Genomic DNA, 16,123 nt, shown 5'->3' with positions numbered 1-16,123 from the left:
CATTAGGGGCGGCGACTCATTTGTTAATTTTGAATTTGTGACCCACTCATTTGGTTTTTTTATTAATTTCCTGTTAACTAAATTTTTTCAACTAGTTAACAGGATGAAAAATGAGAATGAGTGTCAAACAGTTACGCGCGTTTTTAGCGGTAGCTCACACTCTCAATTTCGCGCACGCCAGCGAACGGCTGAATCTTTCCCAGCCGGCCCTGAGCCTGACGATTAAAGCGCTGGAGGATGCGCTCGGCGGGCCGCTGCTGCAGCGGAGCACGCGTAAGGTCGCGCTGACGCAGGAGGGCGAGACGTTTTTGCCGATGGCGCGTCAGCTGCTTGCCGACTGGGATAACGTCGAAGAGGCGATGCACCAGTGCTTTACCCTGCAGCGCGGTAAAATCTCGGTCGCGGCCATGCCGTCGTTTGCCGCGAATGTCCTGCCCGAGGTGCTAAAAGCGTTTCGCGATCGCCACGCCGGGATCAACGTCACCGTGCATGATGTCATTAACGAGCAGGTGATAGAGATGGTGCGGGAAGGGCGGGTCGAGATGGGCATCGCCTTTGAGCCCGCGCCAACGCACAAGCTGCTGTTTACCCCGCTGGGCCTCGACAGGTTTGTTGCTATTGTGCCGAAAGATTCCTCGCTGGCAGGCAAGAAGCGCCTGTCATGGGAAGATCTGCTGACGCTGGATTTCATCACCCTGCAGCGCCCGTCGGCGGTACGTCTGATGATGGAGGAGGAGCTGGCGCGAAGCGGCAGAAAGCTGGACGTGGCGCTGGAGAGTCATCAGCTGGTGACGGTCGGGCGAATGGTCGCGAGCGGGCTGGGCGGTAGTGCCGTCCCGGCGCTCTGCGAGGCGCAGATGACGGCGCTGGGCGCGGTCTGTATCCCGCTTGATAACCCGCCGATTGAAAAGTGCATCGGGGCGATCCATCCAGGGCACACGCAGCTCTCAAAAGCGGCGCATGCCCTGCTGGAGACGCTGAAGGATTTTTACCAGCCCAATCAGGGGGCAAGAAACACCTGCGGCGCGGCGTGAGCCGGATGCCTGCCGACGATAACCTGCGCGCCGTACCAGCGCGCCAGCGTATCGGCCTGCAAAACGGTTTCCGGTTCCCCCTGGGAGACGATTTTACCGCCGTGCAGCAGCAGGATGCGATCCGCCCACAGCGCCGCTAAATTGAGGTCGTGCAGCACCGCGCACACGTGCAGATGTCCCCGGCTGGTCAGGGATTTCAGCAGGCGCAGAAGATGCTGCTGGTGATAGAGATCGAGCGCAGACGTCGGTTCATCAAGGAACAGCCAGCCGCGCGGCGCGCCGTCGCACCAGAGCTGAGCCAGCGCGCGGGCGAGCTGAACGCGCTGCTGCTCGCCGCCGGAGAGCGCGGCAAACCGCCTGCCCGCCAGCGGTAAACAGCCGGTGACGTCCATGACCTCCTCAATAACCGACGCCTCGGGCGTGCGGGTCCAGGGCGCTCGCCCCATACCGACGACCGCCTCAACCGGCCAGTCAAATCCGAGCTGCGTGTTCTGGCGCATTACCGCCCGGTAGCGGGAGAGCCTGTGCGGCTGCCAGACCGCAAGCGGTGTGCCCGCCAGGCTGCACCGTCCGCCCGTAGGTTTAAGGTAGCCGGTCAGCAGCCGCAACAGCGTTGATTTCCCGGCGCCGTTGGGGCCAATCAGCGCCACCAGCTCGCCCTGAGATAAGGTCAGCGACACGTCGTTAATCAGCGTGCGTTGCCCGGCGCGAAAAACAAGGTTTTCAGCACAATAGCGTTCAGCCATGCGCACCTCCGCGACGAAAGATAAGCCACAGAAACCACGGCGCGCCGAGAAGGCTGGTCAGTAAGCCGACCGGCATTTCCGCCGGGGCGACCAGGCTGCGCGCCAGCGTATCGGCAACCAGCAGAAGCAACGCGCCGGCCAGCACCGAGCCGGGGAGCACGGCCCGGTGGTCGGCTCCCAGCCACATGCGCACCAGGTGCGGCACCACCAGGCCGACAAAGCCGATCACGCCGCTGACCGCAACGGCGGCGGCCACCAGCAGGGCGCTGCACAACAGCAGGATCCGCTGCACGGCGGCAACCTCCACGCCGAGGTAATGTGCCTCTTCGTCGCCCAGCTGCAGCAGGTTGAGGGCGCCTGCCAGACGCCAGATCGCGAGCGCGGTGGGAACCATCAGCGACGCGACGGCCAGCAGCGTTGACCACTGCGCCTGGCCGAGGCTGCCCATTCCCCAGAGCGAAAGCTGGCGAAGCTGGGCATCATTGCTGAGCCATGACAGCACCCCGACGGCCGCGCCGCACAGGGCGTTGATGGCAATTCCCACCAGCAGCAGGCGCGACAGGGAAGCGTCACGCTGTCGGCTGAGCAGGAAAATCACGAAGGTGGCGGCCAGCGCGCCGAGAAACGCCGCCAGCATCGGGGCATACAGCATCACCAGTGCAGGCAGCGAGAGCGGAAGAACCACCCACAGCGCAACGCCGAGCGCCGCGCCGCTGCTGATGCCGAGCAGTCCCGGGTCCGCCAGCGGATTTCGAAACAGCCCCTGCATCACGCAGCCCGCCAGCGCCAGTGAACCGCCGATAGCCAGCGCCAGCAGCACGCGGGGCAGGCGGATCGTCAGCCAGATTTGACGCAGCGCCTCGTCGGTGCCGTTCCACAGCAGGCTGATTGGCAGGCGTAATGCCCCAACCCCGGTCGCCGCGAGGGTCATGACGGTCAGGATCGCGGTCAGCATCCATAACGATAAGGCGATCCGCCGGGACATCAGGGCAGTTGCTCCGCTTTGGCACGCAGCTGCTGGATGGCTTCCGGCGTTCGCACGCTGAAGCCCAGCAGCGCCATATCGTCAATCGCCAGCACCTGCTTGTTCCGTCCCGCCGGGGTTTGCGCCAGGCCGGGCAGCGTCCACAGATTTGCTTCACCGCCCAGGGCGTTGAGACCGTCCTGAGAAATCACCACCAGATCGGGTCGGCTGGCGATCGTGCCTTCCTGAGACAGCGGCTGATAGCGGGTAAACCCCTGCATCGCGTTCTGCAGTCCCGCCGCACGAATGGCAGCATCCGCGCCGGTCTGTTGTCCGGCGGCCATGGCGGTCATCCCGCCGTGGTTGAGAATAAACAGCACCCGCTTATTGAGCGGCGACGCGGGAAGCGCCGACAGCGCCTGGCGCAGGGTGCTGCGCAGGACCTCCCCCTCGGCCTCGCGGTGCGTCGCTTCAGCGACGATCCGCACCTTTTCGTCAATGACGTTCAGGTCGTTACTGGCAGGAACAGCGATCACCCTGACGTGGCTTTGCTCAACCTGCTTTAGCGCCAGAGACGGCTGCGCCTGAGCGCTGGCCAGCACCAGCGTGGGGCGCATGGACAAGATCCCTTCCGCATTGAGCTGGCGCAGATAGCCCACGTCAGGCAGTGAATTCGCCGCCAGCGGCCACTGGCTGGTGCTGTCGCGGGCCACCAGCGAGGACGCCGCGCCGAGAGCGTAGACAATCTCGGTGACGTCGCCGCCGAGGGTAACGATTTTCTCCTGCGGCGCAGCAAACGCCAGCAGGGGCAGGGCGCTGAGCAGGGCAAGCCACCGTTTCATGCGGCCAGCCCTTTCGCCGTTAAGGCGTCAATCTGGCTGCGCCACTGGCTCTGCTCCGGTTCGCCTTCCGTACGCTGGCCGTACAGCTGGGCGATTTGCGTTCCATCGGCGGCAAACAGCTCCAGGCTGGTGACATGCCCGTCAGCCGTCGGCTTGCGCGTGACCCACGTTTCCGCAATGGATCCTTCAAGCAGATGCAGGGTAAAGGTTGGGTTAAAGACGTTCAGCCAGCCTTTCATTGGCACCAGCTTTTCCACCGCGCCGGTGAAGATCTGCACGCAGCCGCGGTTGCCGACGAAGACCATGATTTCGTTACCGTCCCGACGCGCCGTCTCCAGGAGCTGCGCCAGCGCGGTGTTTTCTACCAGGCAGGCCAGATCGTCACCCACCAGGCGAAACGCCTGCTGGCGGCTGAGGTTATGGCGCTTGAGCAGGCTGAAGAACTGATGAACGTCGGTCATGGCGCGCCACTCGTTATCCACGAGAGCAGCATTTGCGTTTTCTGCATGAGCCGGGGCATCGGCCATGTTCAACGCCAGCGGAGGATTCTCGGCAAAGATAAAGCGGGTCAGCACGTCGCCCCAGGCTGAAACGTCGGTGTTATCCGTGGCATAGACCTTCAGCAGGGCATCGCCCTGGTGGTCGAAGAACTGAATGCTCTGCCGCTCGCCGCGGGCGGTGGCTTCACTGATGTGAAACGCGCTCGCCCACTGGTTGAGGAACAGGCGCAGATCCAGCGCGCGCGGGTTCAGCACCAGCCCGGCGTGGCCGTTCAGGTGCTGGTTGGTGAATCTCCCGACCTGCTCGTGTACGGCGTATTCGTTGCGGCAGATACATTTGGTTTCGCCCACCGCCTCCAGCGCGCCCAGGATCTCGCGGATTTCACCGCGCAGTCGCCAGGCGTCGTGACCTACGCGGGCAAAGGTCAGCTCTGCTTCACTGATGTTCATTAACCCCGCGACGTCGCGCGCGTACTTACCCGGATTGGCTTCTTTTAGCTCAAGCCAGCGCGTATAGTGATTCATTGTCTCTTCCTTCTGAATAGTTGCCCCGAAGGGAATTACCACTGATAGCTTACGAAAATCTTGCCGTTACGACCGTCCTGCGGAATGCCCTGAGGTGACCAGTACGCTTTGTCAAAGGCGTTGCCCAGCACCAGCGTGGTGGTCACGCCCTTGAGCTGCTCCTGGCCTTTATAGCTGACGTAGAAATCGTTGACCGCATAGCCCGGCTGCTTGCTGTAGCTGCTGCTGACGTGGGTTGAGCGATCGGCAAAGGTGCCGATCCAGCCGACGGAGAACCCGCTTTGCGCCACCGGGATATCCAGCTTGCTGGTGACGGTGTCCGGGTTAATGCTGGAGATGTACTCGCCCGTATCGGTGTCTTTCCCGCGCGTGCGGTTATAGGCCAGATCGAGGCTGAAGAGATCGGCCGAATATTTTGCCATCATATCCCAACCCCAGATTTTGGCATTCTGGACGTTGTACGACATGGTGGTCGCGGCGGCAAAATCGACGGTGGTGGGGATATAGTCTTTGGCTTTGGTATCGAAATAGCTGGCTTTAAACTCCAGCGCATCGTTGGCAAGCATCAGATCGTCAAAGCGCAGGCCAAAACCAAACTCCTGCGTTTCGTTGGTTTCCGGGCGCAGGTTCGGGTTTGGCACCCAGTAGTTGGTATAAAAGCGGCCAATGGAGAAGTGTTTGGCGTCGTTATACATTTCGCCCATGGTCGGCGCGCGGAAGGCCTGCGCGTAAGAGCCAAACAGCATTAGCCAGTCGGTTGGGCTGACGGTTAACCCGGCGCGGGATGACCACTTGTCGGCATCCACATCCTTGTAGCCGTCGCTGCTGCCGCGGTAGTTGTCATAGCGCGTGCCGCCCAGCAGGGTAACAGGCAGATCGCGCAGGGTGATCTCATCCTGCAGCCAGCCGGAGCTGAAGTCGATTTTCGCGTCCGGGAAGCCGGTGGTTGCCCCGCCCGGATGCTGCTCCTGACGATAGTATTCCCCGCCGTAGGTCAGAAGGTGTGCTGCAAAGGTGTCGCTGAACAGACGGGTGCGGTTTTCCACCTTGCCGCCTTTGGTCGTCTGCTTGCGAAACTCACCGCTGCCGTCGACGTTCTGGGCATTAATGCGCGCTTCGGACCAGTAGACCTTCGCGTCGGCGTCCAGCCAGTCGTACCCTTCCGGTGCAATGTGGTAGCCAACCTGCGCATCGCGCTGGATGGTGGAGCGGTCGGTCATCGGGTTACTGCTGTCCGCCCCGGTGGTTTGCGGATTTTTTGGCTCCTGGGCGGCGTTGTTGTAGTAGCGCAGGGAGCCGCTCAGGGTCTGGGCCGGGTCGATTTTCCAGCTGCCTTTCGCCAGCATGTTGTTGATGGATTCGTCGTTAGGCGCGGTAGCACCGTCGCTCTGGCGGATGTCACCGCGATCCCGGCTGGACCAGGAGACCAGACCGTCCAGCGTATCGGTGCGGCCATAGGCGCTGGCACCCATCCCGAGGCTACGATCGCCCGTCGCGCCCGTTCCAAACACGCGGTAGCCGCTGTTTTTACCCGGTTCGAGCAGATCGTTGGCATCGGCGGTGTCATAAGAGATCACGCCGCCCAGCGCGCCGCTGCCGTACAGCAGGGCCGACGGGCCGCGGACCACCTCGATACGTTTGATTAGCGCGGGATCGAGGAAGGTGCTGTTCAGGTGGCCGGTATCGGTACCCTGGCGCACGCCGTCAACCAGCACCAGCACGCCGCGGCGGTCATAGCCGCGCAGGTTTACGTCCTGCCCGTTGGTGCGCCCAGTGCCGTCCAGCGTCAGACCGGGGACGTTACGCAGCAGATCGGCCGCCGAGCTGGCGGTTTGTTTCTCCGGCGCGCTGGCGTCAATCACGCTTACCATCATGGGCGCTTCAAAGGCGCTGCGGGCGTTGCCCGTGGCGGTGACGGTAATGTCGTCTGTGGCGGCGAACGCGATGCCCGGCAGGGCGCTAACAATCGCCAGCGCCAGAAATGACGGACGTAAAGATGCGGAAGGCAGGTGTGGCATAGCAACTCTCCATAAGAAGTGAAAAGCGCTGGCTGCCTGGGTATCACCTGGGTGGCTGGCGTATTTTTAGGTGTTGTTTATTTTGTGAGGATCAGTTTTCCGGCATGGGTCTGGCGCAGAAGATAGCGCTGTCCGTCATGCTCGATAATGACCCGTCCCTCATCGCCGAGGAGGGTTTTGCTGTCAATGCGACGCTCGGTAAGGGCTGGTGCTGTGTCTGTTTTTGCTGGCGTTGCCGCGCTGTTATCCGTACGTGACATAATGTATATAAATAACAATCAATGTAACAATGATAATCATTATCAATAAACTGCAAATTGACGGCAAGCGTTTTTGTGAAAAAAGGGTGAGGGGATCAAATTTGGGGGTGAGGTGCGGTCTGATGCCCTCACCCCGACCCTCTCCCACAGGGAGAGGGAGAAGGGCAGGATTCTAAAAGCGTGTGTCCACGGCTGAAGCCAGCTTCTCCAGCAGCAGTTCGCTGTCTTCCCAGCTCAGGCACGGGTCGGTGATCGACTGGCCGTAAACCATCTGCTGTCCGGCAACGATTTTCTGCGTGCCTTCTTTGATAAAGCTCTCAGCCATAATCCCTGCAACGGCGGTCGAGCCGCTGCGGATCTGCTGGCAGATCTCATCGCAGACGTCCAGCTGGCGGCGATGCTGCTTCTGGCAGTTGCCGTGGCTGAAATCCACCACCAGATGTTCCGGCAGGTCGAACTCGGCCAGCGTTTCGCAGGCCGCCGCAATATCTTGGGCATGGTAATTGGGCTTCTTTCCGCCGCGCATAATGATATGCCCGTAAGGGTTACCGCTGGTCTGGTAGATGGTCATATGACCGCTCTTATCCGGCGACAGGAACATGTGGCTGGCACGGGCAGCGCGGATGGCATCAACCGCGATACGGGTGTTGCCATCGGTCCCGTTTTTGAAGCCGACCGGGCATGAGAGGGCGGAGGCCATCTCACGGTGGATCTGGCTTTCGGTGGTGCGCGCGCCAATCGCGCCCCAGCTGATCAGATCGGCGATAAACTGCCCGGTCACCATATCGAGAAACTCGGTCGCCGTCGGAACGCCCAGCTCGTTGACCTGTAAAAGCAGCTTCCGCGCCAGCTCGATACCGTGATTCACGCGATAGCTGCCGTTCAGGTCAGGATCCGAAATCAGCCCCTTCCAGCCGACTACGGTACGCGGTTTTTCAAAGTAGGTGCGCATCACGATCTCAAGGCGATGCTGGTACTTATCCCGCAGTTCCTGAAGTCGTTTTGCATAATCCATCGCGGCATCCAGATCGTGGATGGAGCAAGGCCCAATCACTACCAGAAGACGTTTGTCTTCACCGTTCAGGATTTTTTCAATGCGGCGGCGGGAGGCCGTCACATGTTCCGCGACGGCGGCGGAAACGGGATGCCGCTGTGCCAGTTCAGCCGGCGTGACCAGGCTGTCAATGCGCGCAGTGCGGAGTTCATCGGTTTTATTCATGGAATGTCTCAGAAAATTTTTGCTTCATCGGCAGACTACCGGGAAGTGATGGGCATCACCTTAAACCAATCCCTGCTGATTTCAAGTTCGGGGCGACACCGCCCCGTGGTTGCAGATGATGATACCTGAATCTGAGCTAATGTACTAGCATATTAGTACATGCGGCGATTAAGCCCCATGATGTCGAGAATTTTGGTGGCAATTTCTTCAACCGAATAGTTGGTGCTGTTCAGCCACGGGATCTGGTTTTTGCGGTACAGCGCTTCCACTTCCGAGACCTCCATCCGGCACTGGCGCATGGAGGCGTAGCGGCTGTTCTCGCGACGCTCCTCGCGGATGGCCGCAAGGCGTTCCGGGTTGATCGTCAGGCCGAACAGCTTGTGCTGCAGCGGCTTAAGGGCGGCGGGCAGCACCAGGTTATCCATGTCGTCGGCGATAAACGGGTAGTTTGCGGCGCGAATGCCAAACTGCATCGCCAGATAGAGGCTGGTCGGGGTTTTGCCGCAGCGCGACACGCCAAGCAGGATCACCTGCGCCTGGTCGAGATTTCGCAGCGAGATACCGTCGTCGTGGGCGAGGGTGTAGTCGATAGCGGCGATACGCGCGTCGTACTTGGTCAGGTTGCCGGGGTTCAGCCCGTGGGTACGGTGGGCAATCGGGGTCGGGTCGAGCTTCAGCTCGCTTTGCAGCGGAGCCACCAGCGCCTGCACGATATCCTGGCAGAAGCCTTCACTTTGCAGAATGATGGAGCGAATCTCCGGGATCACGATAGAGTAGAACACCAGCGGGCGGACGCCGGTCTGCTGGTAGATGGCGTCAATCTGGTCCTTCACCGCTTTGGCGCGGCTCTCGTTTTCAACAAACGGCAGCGTGATGCTGTTAATCGAGACGGGAAACTGCGACATCACCGCGTGGCCCAGCACCTCGGCGGTGATCGCCGTACCATCAGAAATATAAAAAACGTGGCGATCGACAGCACTATCCATTTTACTCACCCTGAATATCAGACCTAATTGTCTGAAAGCATAAATTAAAAAAGTAAATTACACAGCAAAGAACTTATCCTAATTATGAATGAAACGCTGTTTTTGATTTTCCTGAAAAGTGGATTTCATTTTTCAAATAGCGACTTTATTTTTGGGGTTTCTGGCTAAATATAGAGGAATCATCGGGTTAATCGTTGATGGGAAAGTATCCGAAAAGTTGAAATTTTAAATTGCTTACACGATTCACCGTTTTTTTAGCGGAAATAAATATGCCAGTATAAATACGTAGTCAGGTGTTACTTACTCCGATCAAATATCACAAAAGGATTGTTTCGATGTCCAACAATGGCTCGTCACCGCTGGTGCTTTGGTATAACCAACTCGGCATGAATGATGTAGACAGAGTTGGGGGCAAAAATGCCTCCCTGGGTGAAATGATTACAAATCTGTCAGGTATGGGTGTCTCCGTACCGAACGGGTTTGCCACCACCGCCGATGCCTTTAACCTGTTTTTAGACCAGAGCGGTGTTAACCAGCGCATTTACGACCTGCTGGATAAAACGGATATTGATGACGTCACCGAGCTTGCCAAAGCCGGGGCGCAGATCCGCCAGTGGATCATCGACACACCTTTCCAGCCGCAACTGGAAAAAGCCATTCACGACGCGTACAACCAGCTCTCTGCTGACGATGCGCAGGCCTCCTTTGCCGTACGTTCCTCTGCGACCGCAGAAGATATGCCGGACGCCTCGTTTGCCGGACAGCAGGAAACCTTCCTGAACGTCCAGGGTTACGATGCGGTGCTGGTGGCGGTGAAGCACGTGTTTGCTTCCCTGTTCAACGACCGCGCCATCTCCTATCGCGTGCACCAGGGCTACGACCATCGCGGCGTGGCGCTCTCCGCTGGCGTGCAGCGCATGGTGCGCTCGGACGTGGGCTCATCCGGCGTGATGTTCTCCATTGATACCGAATCCGGCTTCGACCAGGTGGTGTTTATCACCTCCGCGTGGGGTCTGGGTGAGATGGTGGTGCAGGGTGCGGTAAACCCTGACGAATTCTATGTCCACAAGCCAACGCTGGCCGCTGGCCGTCCGGCGGTGGTGCGCCGCACCATGGGCTCGAAAAAAATCCGCATGATCTATGCCCCGACCCAGGAGCATGGCAAGCAGGTTAAAATTGAAGATGTACCGCAGGAGCAGCGCGACCGCTTCTCCCTGACCGACGCCGAAGTACAGGAACTGGCGAAGCAGGCGGTGCAGATCGAAAAACACTACGGTCGTCCGATGGACATCGAATGGGCGAAAGACGGTAACACCGGCAAGCTGTTTATCGTGCAGGCGCGTCCGGAAACTGTCCGCTCGCGCGGTCAGGTGATGGAGCGTTATACGCTGCACGCGCAGGGTAAAATCGTGGCGGAAGGCCGCGCCATCGGTCACCGCATCGGTGCCGGTCCGGTCAAAGTGATCCACGACATCAGCGAGATGAACCGTATTGAGCCCGGCGACGTGCTGGTAACCGACATGACCGACCCGGACTGGGAACCGATCATGAAGAAAGCGGCGGCTATCGTCACCAACCGCGGCGGTCGTACCTGCCACGCGGCGATCATTGCCCGCGAGCTGGGTATTCCTGCGGTTGTCGGCTGCGGTGACGCCACCGAGCGCATGAAGGACGGGCAGAACGTGACCGTCTCCTGTGCCGAAGGTGATACCGGCTACGTCTACGCCGATATCCTCGACTTCAGCGTGAAGAGCTCAAGCGTGGATACCATGCCGGACCTGCCGCTGAAGATCATGATGAACGTCGGCAACCCGGACCGCGCGTTTGACTTCGCCTGCCTGCCGAACGAAGGCGTTGGCCTGGCGCGTCTGGAATTTATCATCAACCGTATGATCGGCGTTCACCCGCGTGCGCTGCTGGAGTTTGACGACCAGGATCCGAAGCTGCAGAACGAAATCCGCGAGATGATGAAAGGCTACGACTCGCCGAAAGAGTTCTACGTCGGCCGTCTGACCGAAGGGATCGCGACGCTGGGCGCTGCCTTCTATCCGAAACGCGTGATCGTGCGTCTGTCTGACTTTAAGTCTAACGAGTACGCCAACCTGGTCGGCGGCGAGCGCTACGAGCCGGAAGAAGAGAACCCGATGCTGGGCTTCCGCGGGGCCGGACGCTACGTGTCCGACAGCTTCCGCGACTGCTTCGCGCTGGAGTGTGAAGCGGTGAAACGCGTGCGCAACGACATGGGACTGACCAACGTCGAAATCATGATCCCGTTCGTGCGTACCGTGGATCAGGCGAAAGCCGTTGTGGACGAGCTGGCGCGTCAGGGTCTGAAGCGCGGCGAGAACGGGCTGAAGATCATCATGATGTGCGAAATCCCGTCCAACGCCCTGCTTGCCGAGCAGTTCCTCGAGCACTTCGACGGCTTCTCTATCGGCTCGAACGACATGACGCAGCTGACGCTGGGTCTGGACCGCGACTCCGGCGTGGTCTCCGAGCTGTTCGACGAGCGCAACGAGGCGGTGAAAGCGCTGCTCTCCATGTCCATCCGCGCGGCGAAGAAGCAGGGTAAATACGTCGGGATCTGCGGTCAAGGTCCATCCGACCATGAAGACTTTGCCGCATGGCTGATGGAAGAGGGGATCGATAGCCTGTCCCTGAACCCGGACACCGTGGTGCAAACCTGGCTGAGCCTGGCGGAACTGAACAAGTAACGCCACGCTGACCCGAAAAGGCGAGGATATTATTCCTCGCCTTTTTTATTTCATTTCTTATTTGCTCCCCATCACAAATAAAGTAAAAAACCAAATATCATAATTTGTCTGTCAATTTAGACAATTGTTAGCGCGCAAACCGTTGCTAATACTTGAGCCTTACTGCGCATTTCCCTTAAGAAGATGCGCAACTGGTTGAAATACGTTTTAACCTGATAAAAAGGCAAATAACAATGACACTCTCCTCTGTATTACGTACCAAAGATAAAATAGGTTATGGCTTAGGCGATATGGCCAGCGCGCTGGTCTGGCAAACGGCAACCTTATTTCTCGCTTATTTTTATACAGACGTATTTGGGCTACCCGCCGCGATTATGGGCACCATGTTTTTAGTGGTGCGCGTGGTCGATGCGTTTGTCGATCCGTGCATTGGCGCCCTGGTTGACCGCACCCGGACGCGTCACGGACGTTTCCGTCCATGGCTGCTGTGGTTTGCTATCCCGTTTGGCGTGAGCTGCCTCATTACCTTCTATGTGCCGGACGTTGGGCCGACGGCAAAAATCATTTACGCCTGCATAACCTACGCCATCTTAAGCCTGATTTACTCCGCGATTAACGTGCCTTACTGTGCCATGCCCGGCGCGCTGACGCTGGATCCGCGCGAGCGCCACTCTCTGCAGTCGTGGCGCTTTGGCCTGTCGTTTATCGGCGGATTGATCGTGACGGTGATTGCCCTGCCGCTGGTCTCACTGTTAGGCCAGGGCAACGTGCAGAAAGGCTATTTCTATGCCATGAGCCTGATGGGGCTGCTGGGAATCGTTCTGTTTTTCTGCTGTTTCCTGATGACCCGAGAGCGTTATTCTCCGCGCAATGATACTTCCGGCTCCATGCTCACCGATTTAAAACTGCTGGCCGGGAACAGCCAGTGGCGTATTGTGTTCCTGTTTAATATTTTGCTGTTAACGGCGGTGGTGACGCGCGGTTCCGCTACCATGTATTACGTGAACTATGTGCTGCTGCGTCCGGATCTGGTTTTTGCCTTTATTGTTTCCGGCATGGTGGCCTCCTTAAGCGGCGCATTATTATCTGAACGACTGCTGGGGAAATTTGACCGCGTGCGCGCCTACCAGTGGACGATTATCTCCTTCGTTATCTTCGGCGCGCTGATTTTCTTCCTGCCTCCTTCACAGGTGTGGCTAATCTTTGGCCTTAACATCGTCTTTAGCTTTATTCAAAACCTTACCACGCCGCTGCAGTGGACCATGTTCTCCGATGTGGTCGACTACGAAGAGCACCGCAGCGGCCGTCGTCTGGACGGGCTGGTTTTCTCCACCGCGCTGTTTGCCATCAAGTTTGGCCTGGCGCTGGGCGGGGCGGTCGTCGGCTGGGTGCTTGGCATGGTGGATTACGCCCCGGGCCAGGCAACCCAGGCGCCAGGCGTTCTCTCGACCATCAACGCGCTTTTCACCCTTATCCCGTGCGCGCTGTTCCTCTGCATGGTCGCGCTGCTTGCCATCTACAAGCTAAACAGCCGTCTGGTGGATTCCATCGCCCGGGAGCTGGCCAGCAAGCGTGAAGTCAGACCCGAAGCGGGGCAGCTCAGCCCGGCAACCCCTTCCGCACTACAGGAGTAAAACATGACGACTATCTATAAGGACGCGGGACGTCCCTTGCACGAGCGCGTCGCCGATTTACTGGCGCGCATGACCCCGGAAGAGAAGTTCGCCCAGATGCACGCGTACTGGCTGATCCTCGATGAAAACGGTAACCACCGCGAGCGCAGCGATCTGAGTGACGAATTCGCCGGCGTGAGCGAGCAGGCTGCGCTCAGCGAACGGCTTAAGCTGGGCGTCGGGCAGATCACGCGGCCGCTGGGCACCCACATCGTTGACGCGAAAACCGGCGTGCGCGCCGCGAATCGCCTGCAGCGCATGATGATGGAAGAGACGCGGCTCGGCATTCCGGCGCTGTTCCATGAAGAGTGTCTGGTGGGGCTGCTGTGCAAAGACGCCACCCTGTTCCCGTCGTCATTGAACTACGGTTCGACCTGGGATCCGGAGCTGGTGCAGCGGGCGGCAGAGCAGATCGGCAAAGAGGCGCGCTCCGTCGGCTGCCAGCAGGGGCTTGCGCCGGTGCTGGACGTGTCCCGAGACGTGCGCTGGGGGCGAACCGAAGAGACCTTCGGGGAAGATCCCTGGCTGGTGGGCGTGATGGCGACCGCCTACGTGAAGGGTTTACAGGGCGATAAGCGCGACCTGCTGGCAACCCTGAAACATTACGTGGGTCATTCGTTCAGCGAAGGAGCGCGCAACCATGCGCCGGTCCATCTGGGGTTCAGCGAGCTGAACGACACCTTCCTGCTGCCGTTTGAAATGGCGGTCAAGCTGGCAAACGCCGGTTCGGTTATGCCCGCGTACCACGATATTGATAACCAGCCGGGGCACAGCGACAGCTTCCTGCTGACCACCGTCCTGCGCGAGCAGTGGGGATTCGACGGTATTATTGTGGCGGATTACGGCGGCGTCAGCCTGCTGCACCAGCACCACGGGATTTCCCACGACGCGGCCGAATCTGCCGCGCTGGCGTTCAACGCCGGGCTGGACGTTGAGCTGCCGAAAGATGACTGCGCGCGGCATCTGGCGGAAGCGGTAGAGCGCGGGCTGATCTCTATGGCGAAGGTCGATGAGATCGTGGCGCGTACGCTGACGGAAAAATTCCGCCTTGGCCTGTTTGAAAACCCGTACGCGGATGAAAACGGTATCGACCTGCAAAACGATATGACCCGCCGGGCCGCGCGGGAGGTGGCGACGAAATCGCTCACGCTGCTGGAAAATAACGGCATTTTACCGCTAGGCGGCAAACCTCGGGTCGCGGTAGTGGGGCCGACGGCAGACGATCCGCTGGCGTTACTCAGCGGCTACAGCTTCCCGGTGCATTTGATCATCAGCGATATGGTGGAAGAGACCTCGCAGGTCACGACCCCGCGCGCGGCGCTGGAGCAGTATCTCGGTGCTTCGAACGTTCGCTATGCCAAAGGGTGCCACATCATCGAAAAACGGATGGCGGGCGCGCCGGTCTTCCCGGGCGACAGCGGCGGCAAACCGATACAGCAGTCACCGGTATCGCAAAGTACCGCCCTGATCCCCGAGGCCGTGAACGCCGCGCAGGAGAGTGACGTGGTGGTGGCCTGCGTGGGCGATCTCGCCGGGCTGTTCCAGAGCGGTACCGTGGGGGAAGGTTCCGATACCGACTCCCTGAACCTGCCGGGCGTGCAGCAACAGCTGCTGGAAGCGCTGGTCGCCACCGGTAAACCGGTGATTGTGGTGATGACCGGGGGGCGTCCATACAACCTGCAGGGTCTGGAAGACAAGGTCGCGGCGCTGATGATGGCCTGGGCGCCGGGGCAGGAAGGGGGCTGGGCGATTGCGGACGTGTTAACCGGACGTGCGGAGCCGCAGGGGCGTCTGGTAGTGAGCGTGCCGAAAAGCGCCGGCGCGATGCCGTATTACTACAATCACAAGCTCAAAAGCGGCGGTACGCCGTTTGCGTTCCATTTCGGTTCGCGTTACCCGTTTGGCTTCGGCCTCGGCTGGACGCAGTTTAGCTGGGGTGCAGCCCACGTCGCCGAAAGCAGCGTGCCGGTCGACGGAGAGGTGATACTCAGTGTCGATATCACCAATACCGGGGAGCGCAGCGGCAGCGAGGTGGTGCAGGTTTACGTCAGGGATAAGGTCGCCACCCAGGTGCGGCCGCTTCAGGAGCTGAAGGCCTTCCAGCGCGTCACGCTCTCACCGGGCGAAACCGCCACGCTCACCTTTACGCTGCCGGTTGAGATGTTCAACTTCACCCGTCGCGACGGAAAACGCATCGTTGAGCCGGGCGAGTTTGAGCTTCAGGTTGGCGCATCGTCGGCGGATATCCGCGAGGCGGTGACGGTCAATGCGACAGGAGAAACGCGGGTACTGCCTGCTGAGTGGCGGATGCTCAGTACCTGTGAGGTCAGACGCGCGTAGTCAGGATAAAAAAAAGCCCATCGTGGGAGATGGGCAAAGACTACACACAGCAATTCGTTGTTTCACTCAGGGGATTTCCATGCTTATAAATCAAGGTGTTGATTTATAACCGTGTGCTAATAGTAGGCATTGTGTTATTTAGCGTCGATCGGATTCGTCTCAATAGTTAAAGAGACGTAAAGAATTCTTGAGGTTATTAGTAGACTTACTGCTGAAAAGGCGGGTCTGACCAGTGAGCAACGAATAAATACTTTAGCAGTGTTTAAGTATCATGCGGGAGAGTGTAGGCCGGGTGGGCGTTA

Annotated in this window: 12 protein-coding genes and 1 other RNA gene; 4 read left to right on the top strand and 9 right to left on the bottom strand. The window is 59.3% G+C overall.

Going from position 1 to position 16,123, the window contains the following annotated elements; genetic code table 11:
• Positions 1–110 precede the first annotated feature (110 nt).
• Complete coding sequence (locus AC1VYI_RS15045) at positions 111–1,034, top strand: LysR family transcriptional regulator (protein ID WP_226483724.1); 924 nt, start codon at positions 111–113, stop codon at positions 1,032–1,034.
• Here AC1VYI_RS15045 and AC1VYI_RS15040 read toward each other — a convergent pair.
• The 8 genes from AC1VYI_RS15040 to ppsR all read right to left on the bottom strand — a co-directional run bounded on the left by AC1VYI_RS15040 (position 1,001) and on the right by ppsR (position 9,094).
• The gene (locus AC1VYI_RS15040) at positions 1,001–1,780 is read right to left on the bottom strand and encodes a heme ABC transporter ATP-binding protein (RefSeq protein ID WP_134866491.1); all 780 of its coding nucleotides are present in this window, start codon (positions 1,778–1,780) and stop codon (positions 1,001–1,003) included. The genes AC1VYI_RS15045 and AC1VYI_RS15040 overlap by 34 nt on opposite strands.
• Complete coding sequence (locus tag AC1VYI_RS15035; RefSeq protein ID WP_226483726.1) at positions 1,773–2,765, bottom strand: FecCD family ABC transporter permease; 993 nt, start codon at positions 2,763–2,765, stop codon at positions 1,773–1,775. Before AC1VYI_RS15035 ends, AC1VYI_RS15040 begins: the two co-directional genes overlap by 8 nt.
• On the bottom strand, positions 2,765–3,586 hold the full coding sequence (locus AC1VYI_RS15030; protein WP_134866490.1) for a heme/hemin ABC transporter substrate-binding protein: 822 nt from the start codon (positions 3,584–3,586) through the stop codon (positions 2,765–2,767). The genes AC1VYI_RS15035 and AC1VYI_RS15030 overlap by 1 nt, the downstream gene beginning before the upstream one ends.
• Positions 3,583–4,611 (bottom strand): hematinate-forming heme oxygenase ChuS, encoded by a 1,029-nt coding sequence (chuS, locus tag AC1VYI_RS15025; RefSeq protein WP_134866489.1) that lies wholly within the window; start codon positions 4,609–4,611, stop codon positions 3,583–3,585. Before chuS ends, AC1VYI_RS15030 begins: the two co-directional genes overlap by 4 nt.
• 35 nt (positions 4,612–4,646) lie before the next feature.
• Positions 4,647–6,629 (bottom strand): TonB-dependent hemoglobin/transferrin/lactoferrin family receptor, encoded by a 1,983-nt coding sequence (locus AC1VYI_RS15020; protein ID WP_134866488.1) that lies wholly within the window; start codon positions 6,627–6,629, stop codon positions 4,647–4,649.
• A gap of 77 nt (positions 6,630–6,706) precedes the next feature.
• Positions 6,707–6,889, bottom strand: a complete 183-nt coding sequence (hemP, locus tag AC1VYI_RS15015; RefSeq protein WP_032668210.1) for a hemin uptake protein HemP — start codon at positions 6,887–6,889, stop codon at positions 6,707–6,709.
• Between the two features lie 172 nt (positions 6,890–7,061).
• Positions 7,062–8,108 (bottom strand): 3-deoxy-7-phosphoheptulonate synthase AroH, encoded by a 1,047-nt coding sequence (gene aroH, locus AC1VYI_RS15010; protein ID WP_134866487.1) that lies wholly within the window; start codon positions 8,106–8,108, stop codon positions 7,062–7,064.
• 152 nt (positions 8,109–8,260) lie between these two features.
• Positions 8,261–9,094: a posphoenolpyruvate synthetase regulatory kinase/phosphorylase PpsR gene (gene ppsR / locus AC1VYI_RS15005; protein WP_023311315.1), complete on the bottom strand. Its 834-nt coding sequence runs from the start codon at positions 9,092–9,094 to the stop codon at positions 8,261–8,263.
• A gap of 335 nt (positions 9,095–9,429) precedes the next feature.
• On the opposite strand from ppsR, the gene ppsA reads away from it, so the two are divergent.
• The 3 genes from ppsA (at position 9,430) to AC1VYI_RS14990 (ending at position 15,821) form a co-directional block, all read left to right on the top strand.
• Positions 9,430–11,808 (top strand): phosphoenolpyruvate synthase, encoded by a 2,379-nt coding sequence (gene ppsA, locus AC1VYI_RS15000; protein ID WP_134866486.1) that lies wholly within the window; start codon positions 9,430–9,432, stop codon positions 11,806–11,808.
• A 233-nt stretch (positions 11,809–12,041) separates the two neighbouring features.
• Positions 12,042–13,442, top strand: a complete 1,401-nt coding sequence (locus AC1VYI_RS14995) for an MFS transporter (RefSeq protein WP_023311317.1) — start codon at positions 12,042–12,044, stop codon at positions 13,440–13,442.
• Between the two features lie 3 nt (positions 13,443–13,445).
• Positions 13,446–15,821, top strand: a complete 2,376-nt coding sequence (locus AC1VYI_RS14990) for a glycoside hydrolase family 3 N-terminal domain-containing protein (RefSeq protein ID WP_482881865.1) — start codon at positions 13,446–13,448, stop codon at positions 15,819–15,821.
• 5 nt (positions 15,822–15,826) lie between these two features.
• Here the strand turns inward: AC1VYI_RS14990 and rprA are convergent.
• Positions 15,827–15,934: antisense sRNA RprA (rprA, locus tag AC1VYI_RS14985), an RNA gene on the bottom strand.
• Between the last annotated feature and the right edge of the window lie 189 nt (positions 15,935–16,123).

The sequence above is a fragment of the Enterobacter sp. QK-SA4 genome (assembly GCF_056856775.1).
Note: the sequence above shows the minus strand (reverse complement) of the source record. Positions and strands in the feature narration are given on the sequence as shown.

Bases quoted from the DNA above. Each gene is read 5' to 3' on its own strand.
- AC1VYI_RS15045 (WP_226483724.1), top strand. From the start codon at position 111: ATGAGAATGAGTGTCAAACAGTTACGCGCGTTTTTAGCGGTAGCTCAC.
- AC1VYI_RS15040 (WP_134866491.1), bottom strand. From the start codon at position 1,780: ATGGCTGAACGCTATTGTGCTGAAAACCTTGTTTTTCGCGCCGGGCAA.
- AC1VYI_RS15035 (WP_226483726.1), bottom strand. From the start codon at position 2,765: ATGTCCCGGCGGATCGCCTTATCGTTATGGATGCTGACCGCGATCCTG.
- AC1VYI_RS15030 (WP_134866490.1), bottom strand. From the start codon at position 3,586: ATGAAACGGTGGCTTGCCCTGCTCAGCGCCCTGCCCCTGCTGGCGTTT.
- chuS (WP_134866489.1), bottom strand. From the start codon at position 4,611: ATGAATCACTATACGCGCTGGCTTGAGCTAAAAGAAGCCAATCCGGGT.
- AC1VYI_RS15020 (WP_134866488.1), bottom strand. From the start codon at position 6,629: ATGCCACACCTGCCTTCCGCATCTTTACGTCCGTCATTTCTGGCGCTG.
- hemP (WP_032668210.1), bottom strand. From the start codon at position 6,889: ATGTCACGTACGGATAACAGCGCGGCAACGCCAGCAAAAACAGACACA.
- aroH (WP_134866487.1), bottom strand. From the start codon at position 8,108: ATGAATAAAACCGATGAACTCCGCACTGCGCGCATTGACAGCCTGGTC.
- ppsR (WP_023311315.1), bottom strand. From the start codon at position 9,094: ATGGATAGTGCTGTCGATCGCCACGTTTTTTATATTTCTGATGGTACG.
- ppsA (WP_134866486.1), top strand. From the start codon at position 9,430: ATGTCCAACAATGGCTCGTCACCGCTGGTGCTTTGGTATAACCAACTC.
- AC1VYI_RS14995 (WP_023311317.1), top strand. From the start codon at position 12,042: ATGACACTCTCCTCTGTATTACGTACCAAAGATAAAATAGGTTATGGC.
- AC1VYI_RS14990 (WP_482881865.1), top strand. From the start codon at position 13,446: ATGACGACTATCTATAAGGACGCGGGACGTCCCTTGCACGAGCGCGTC.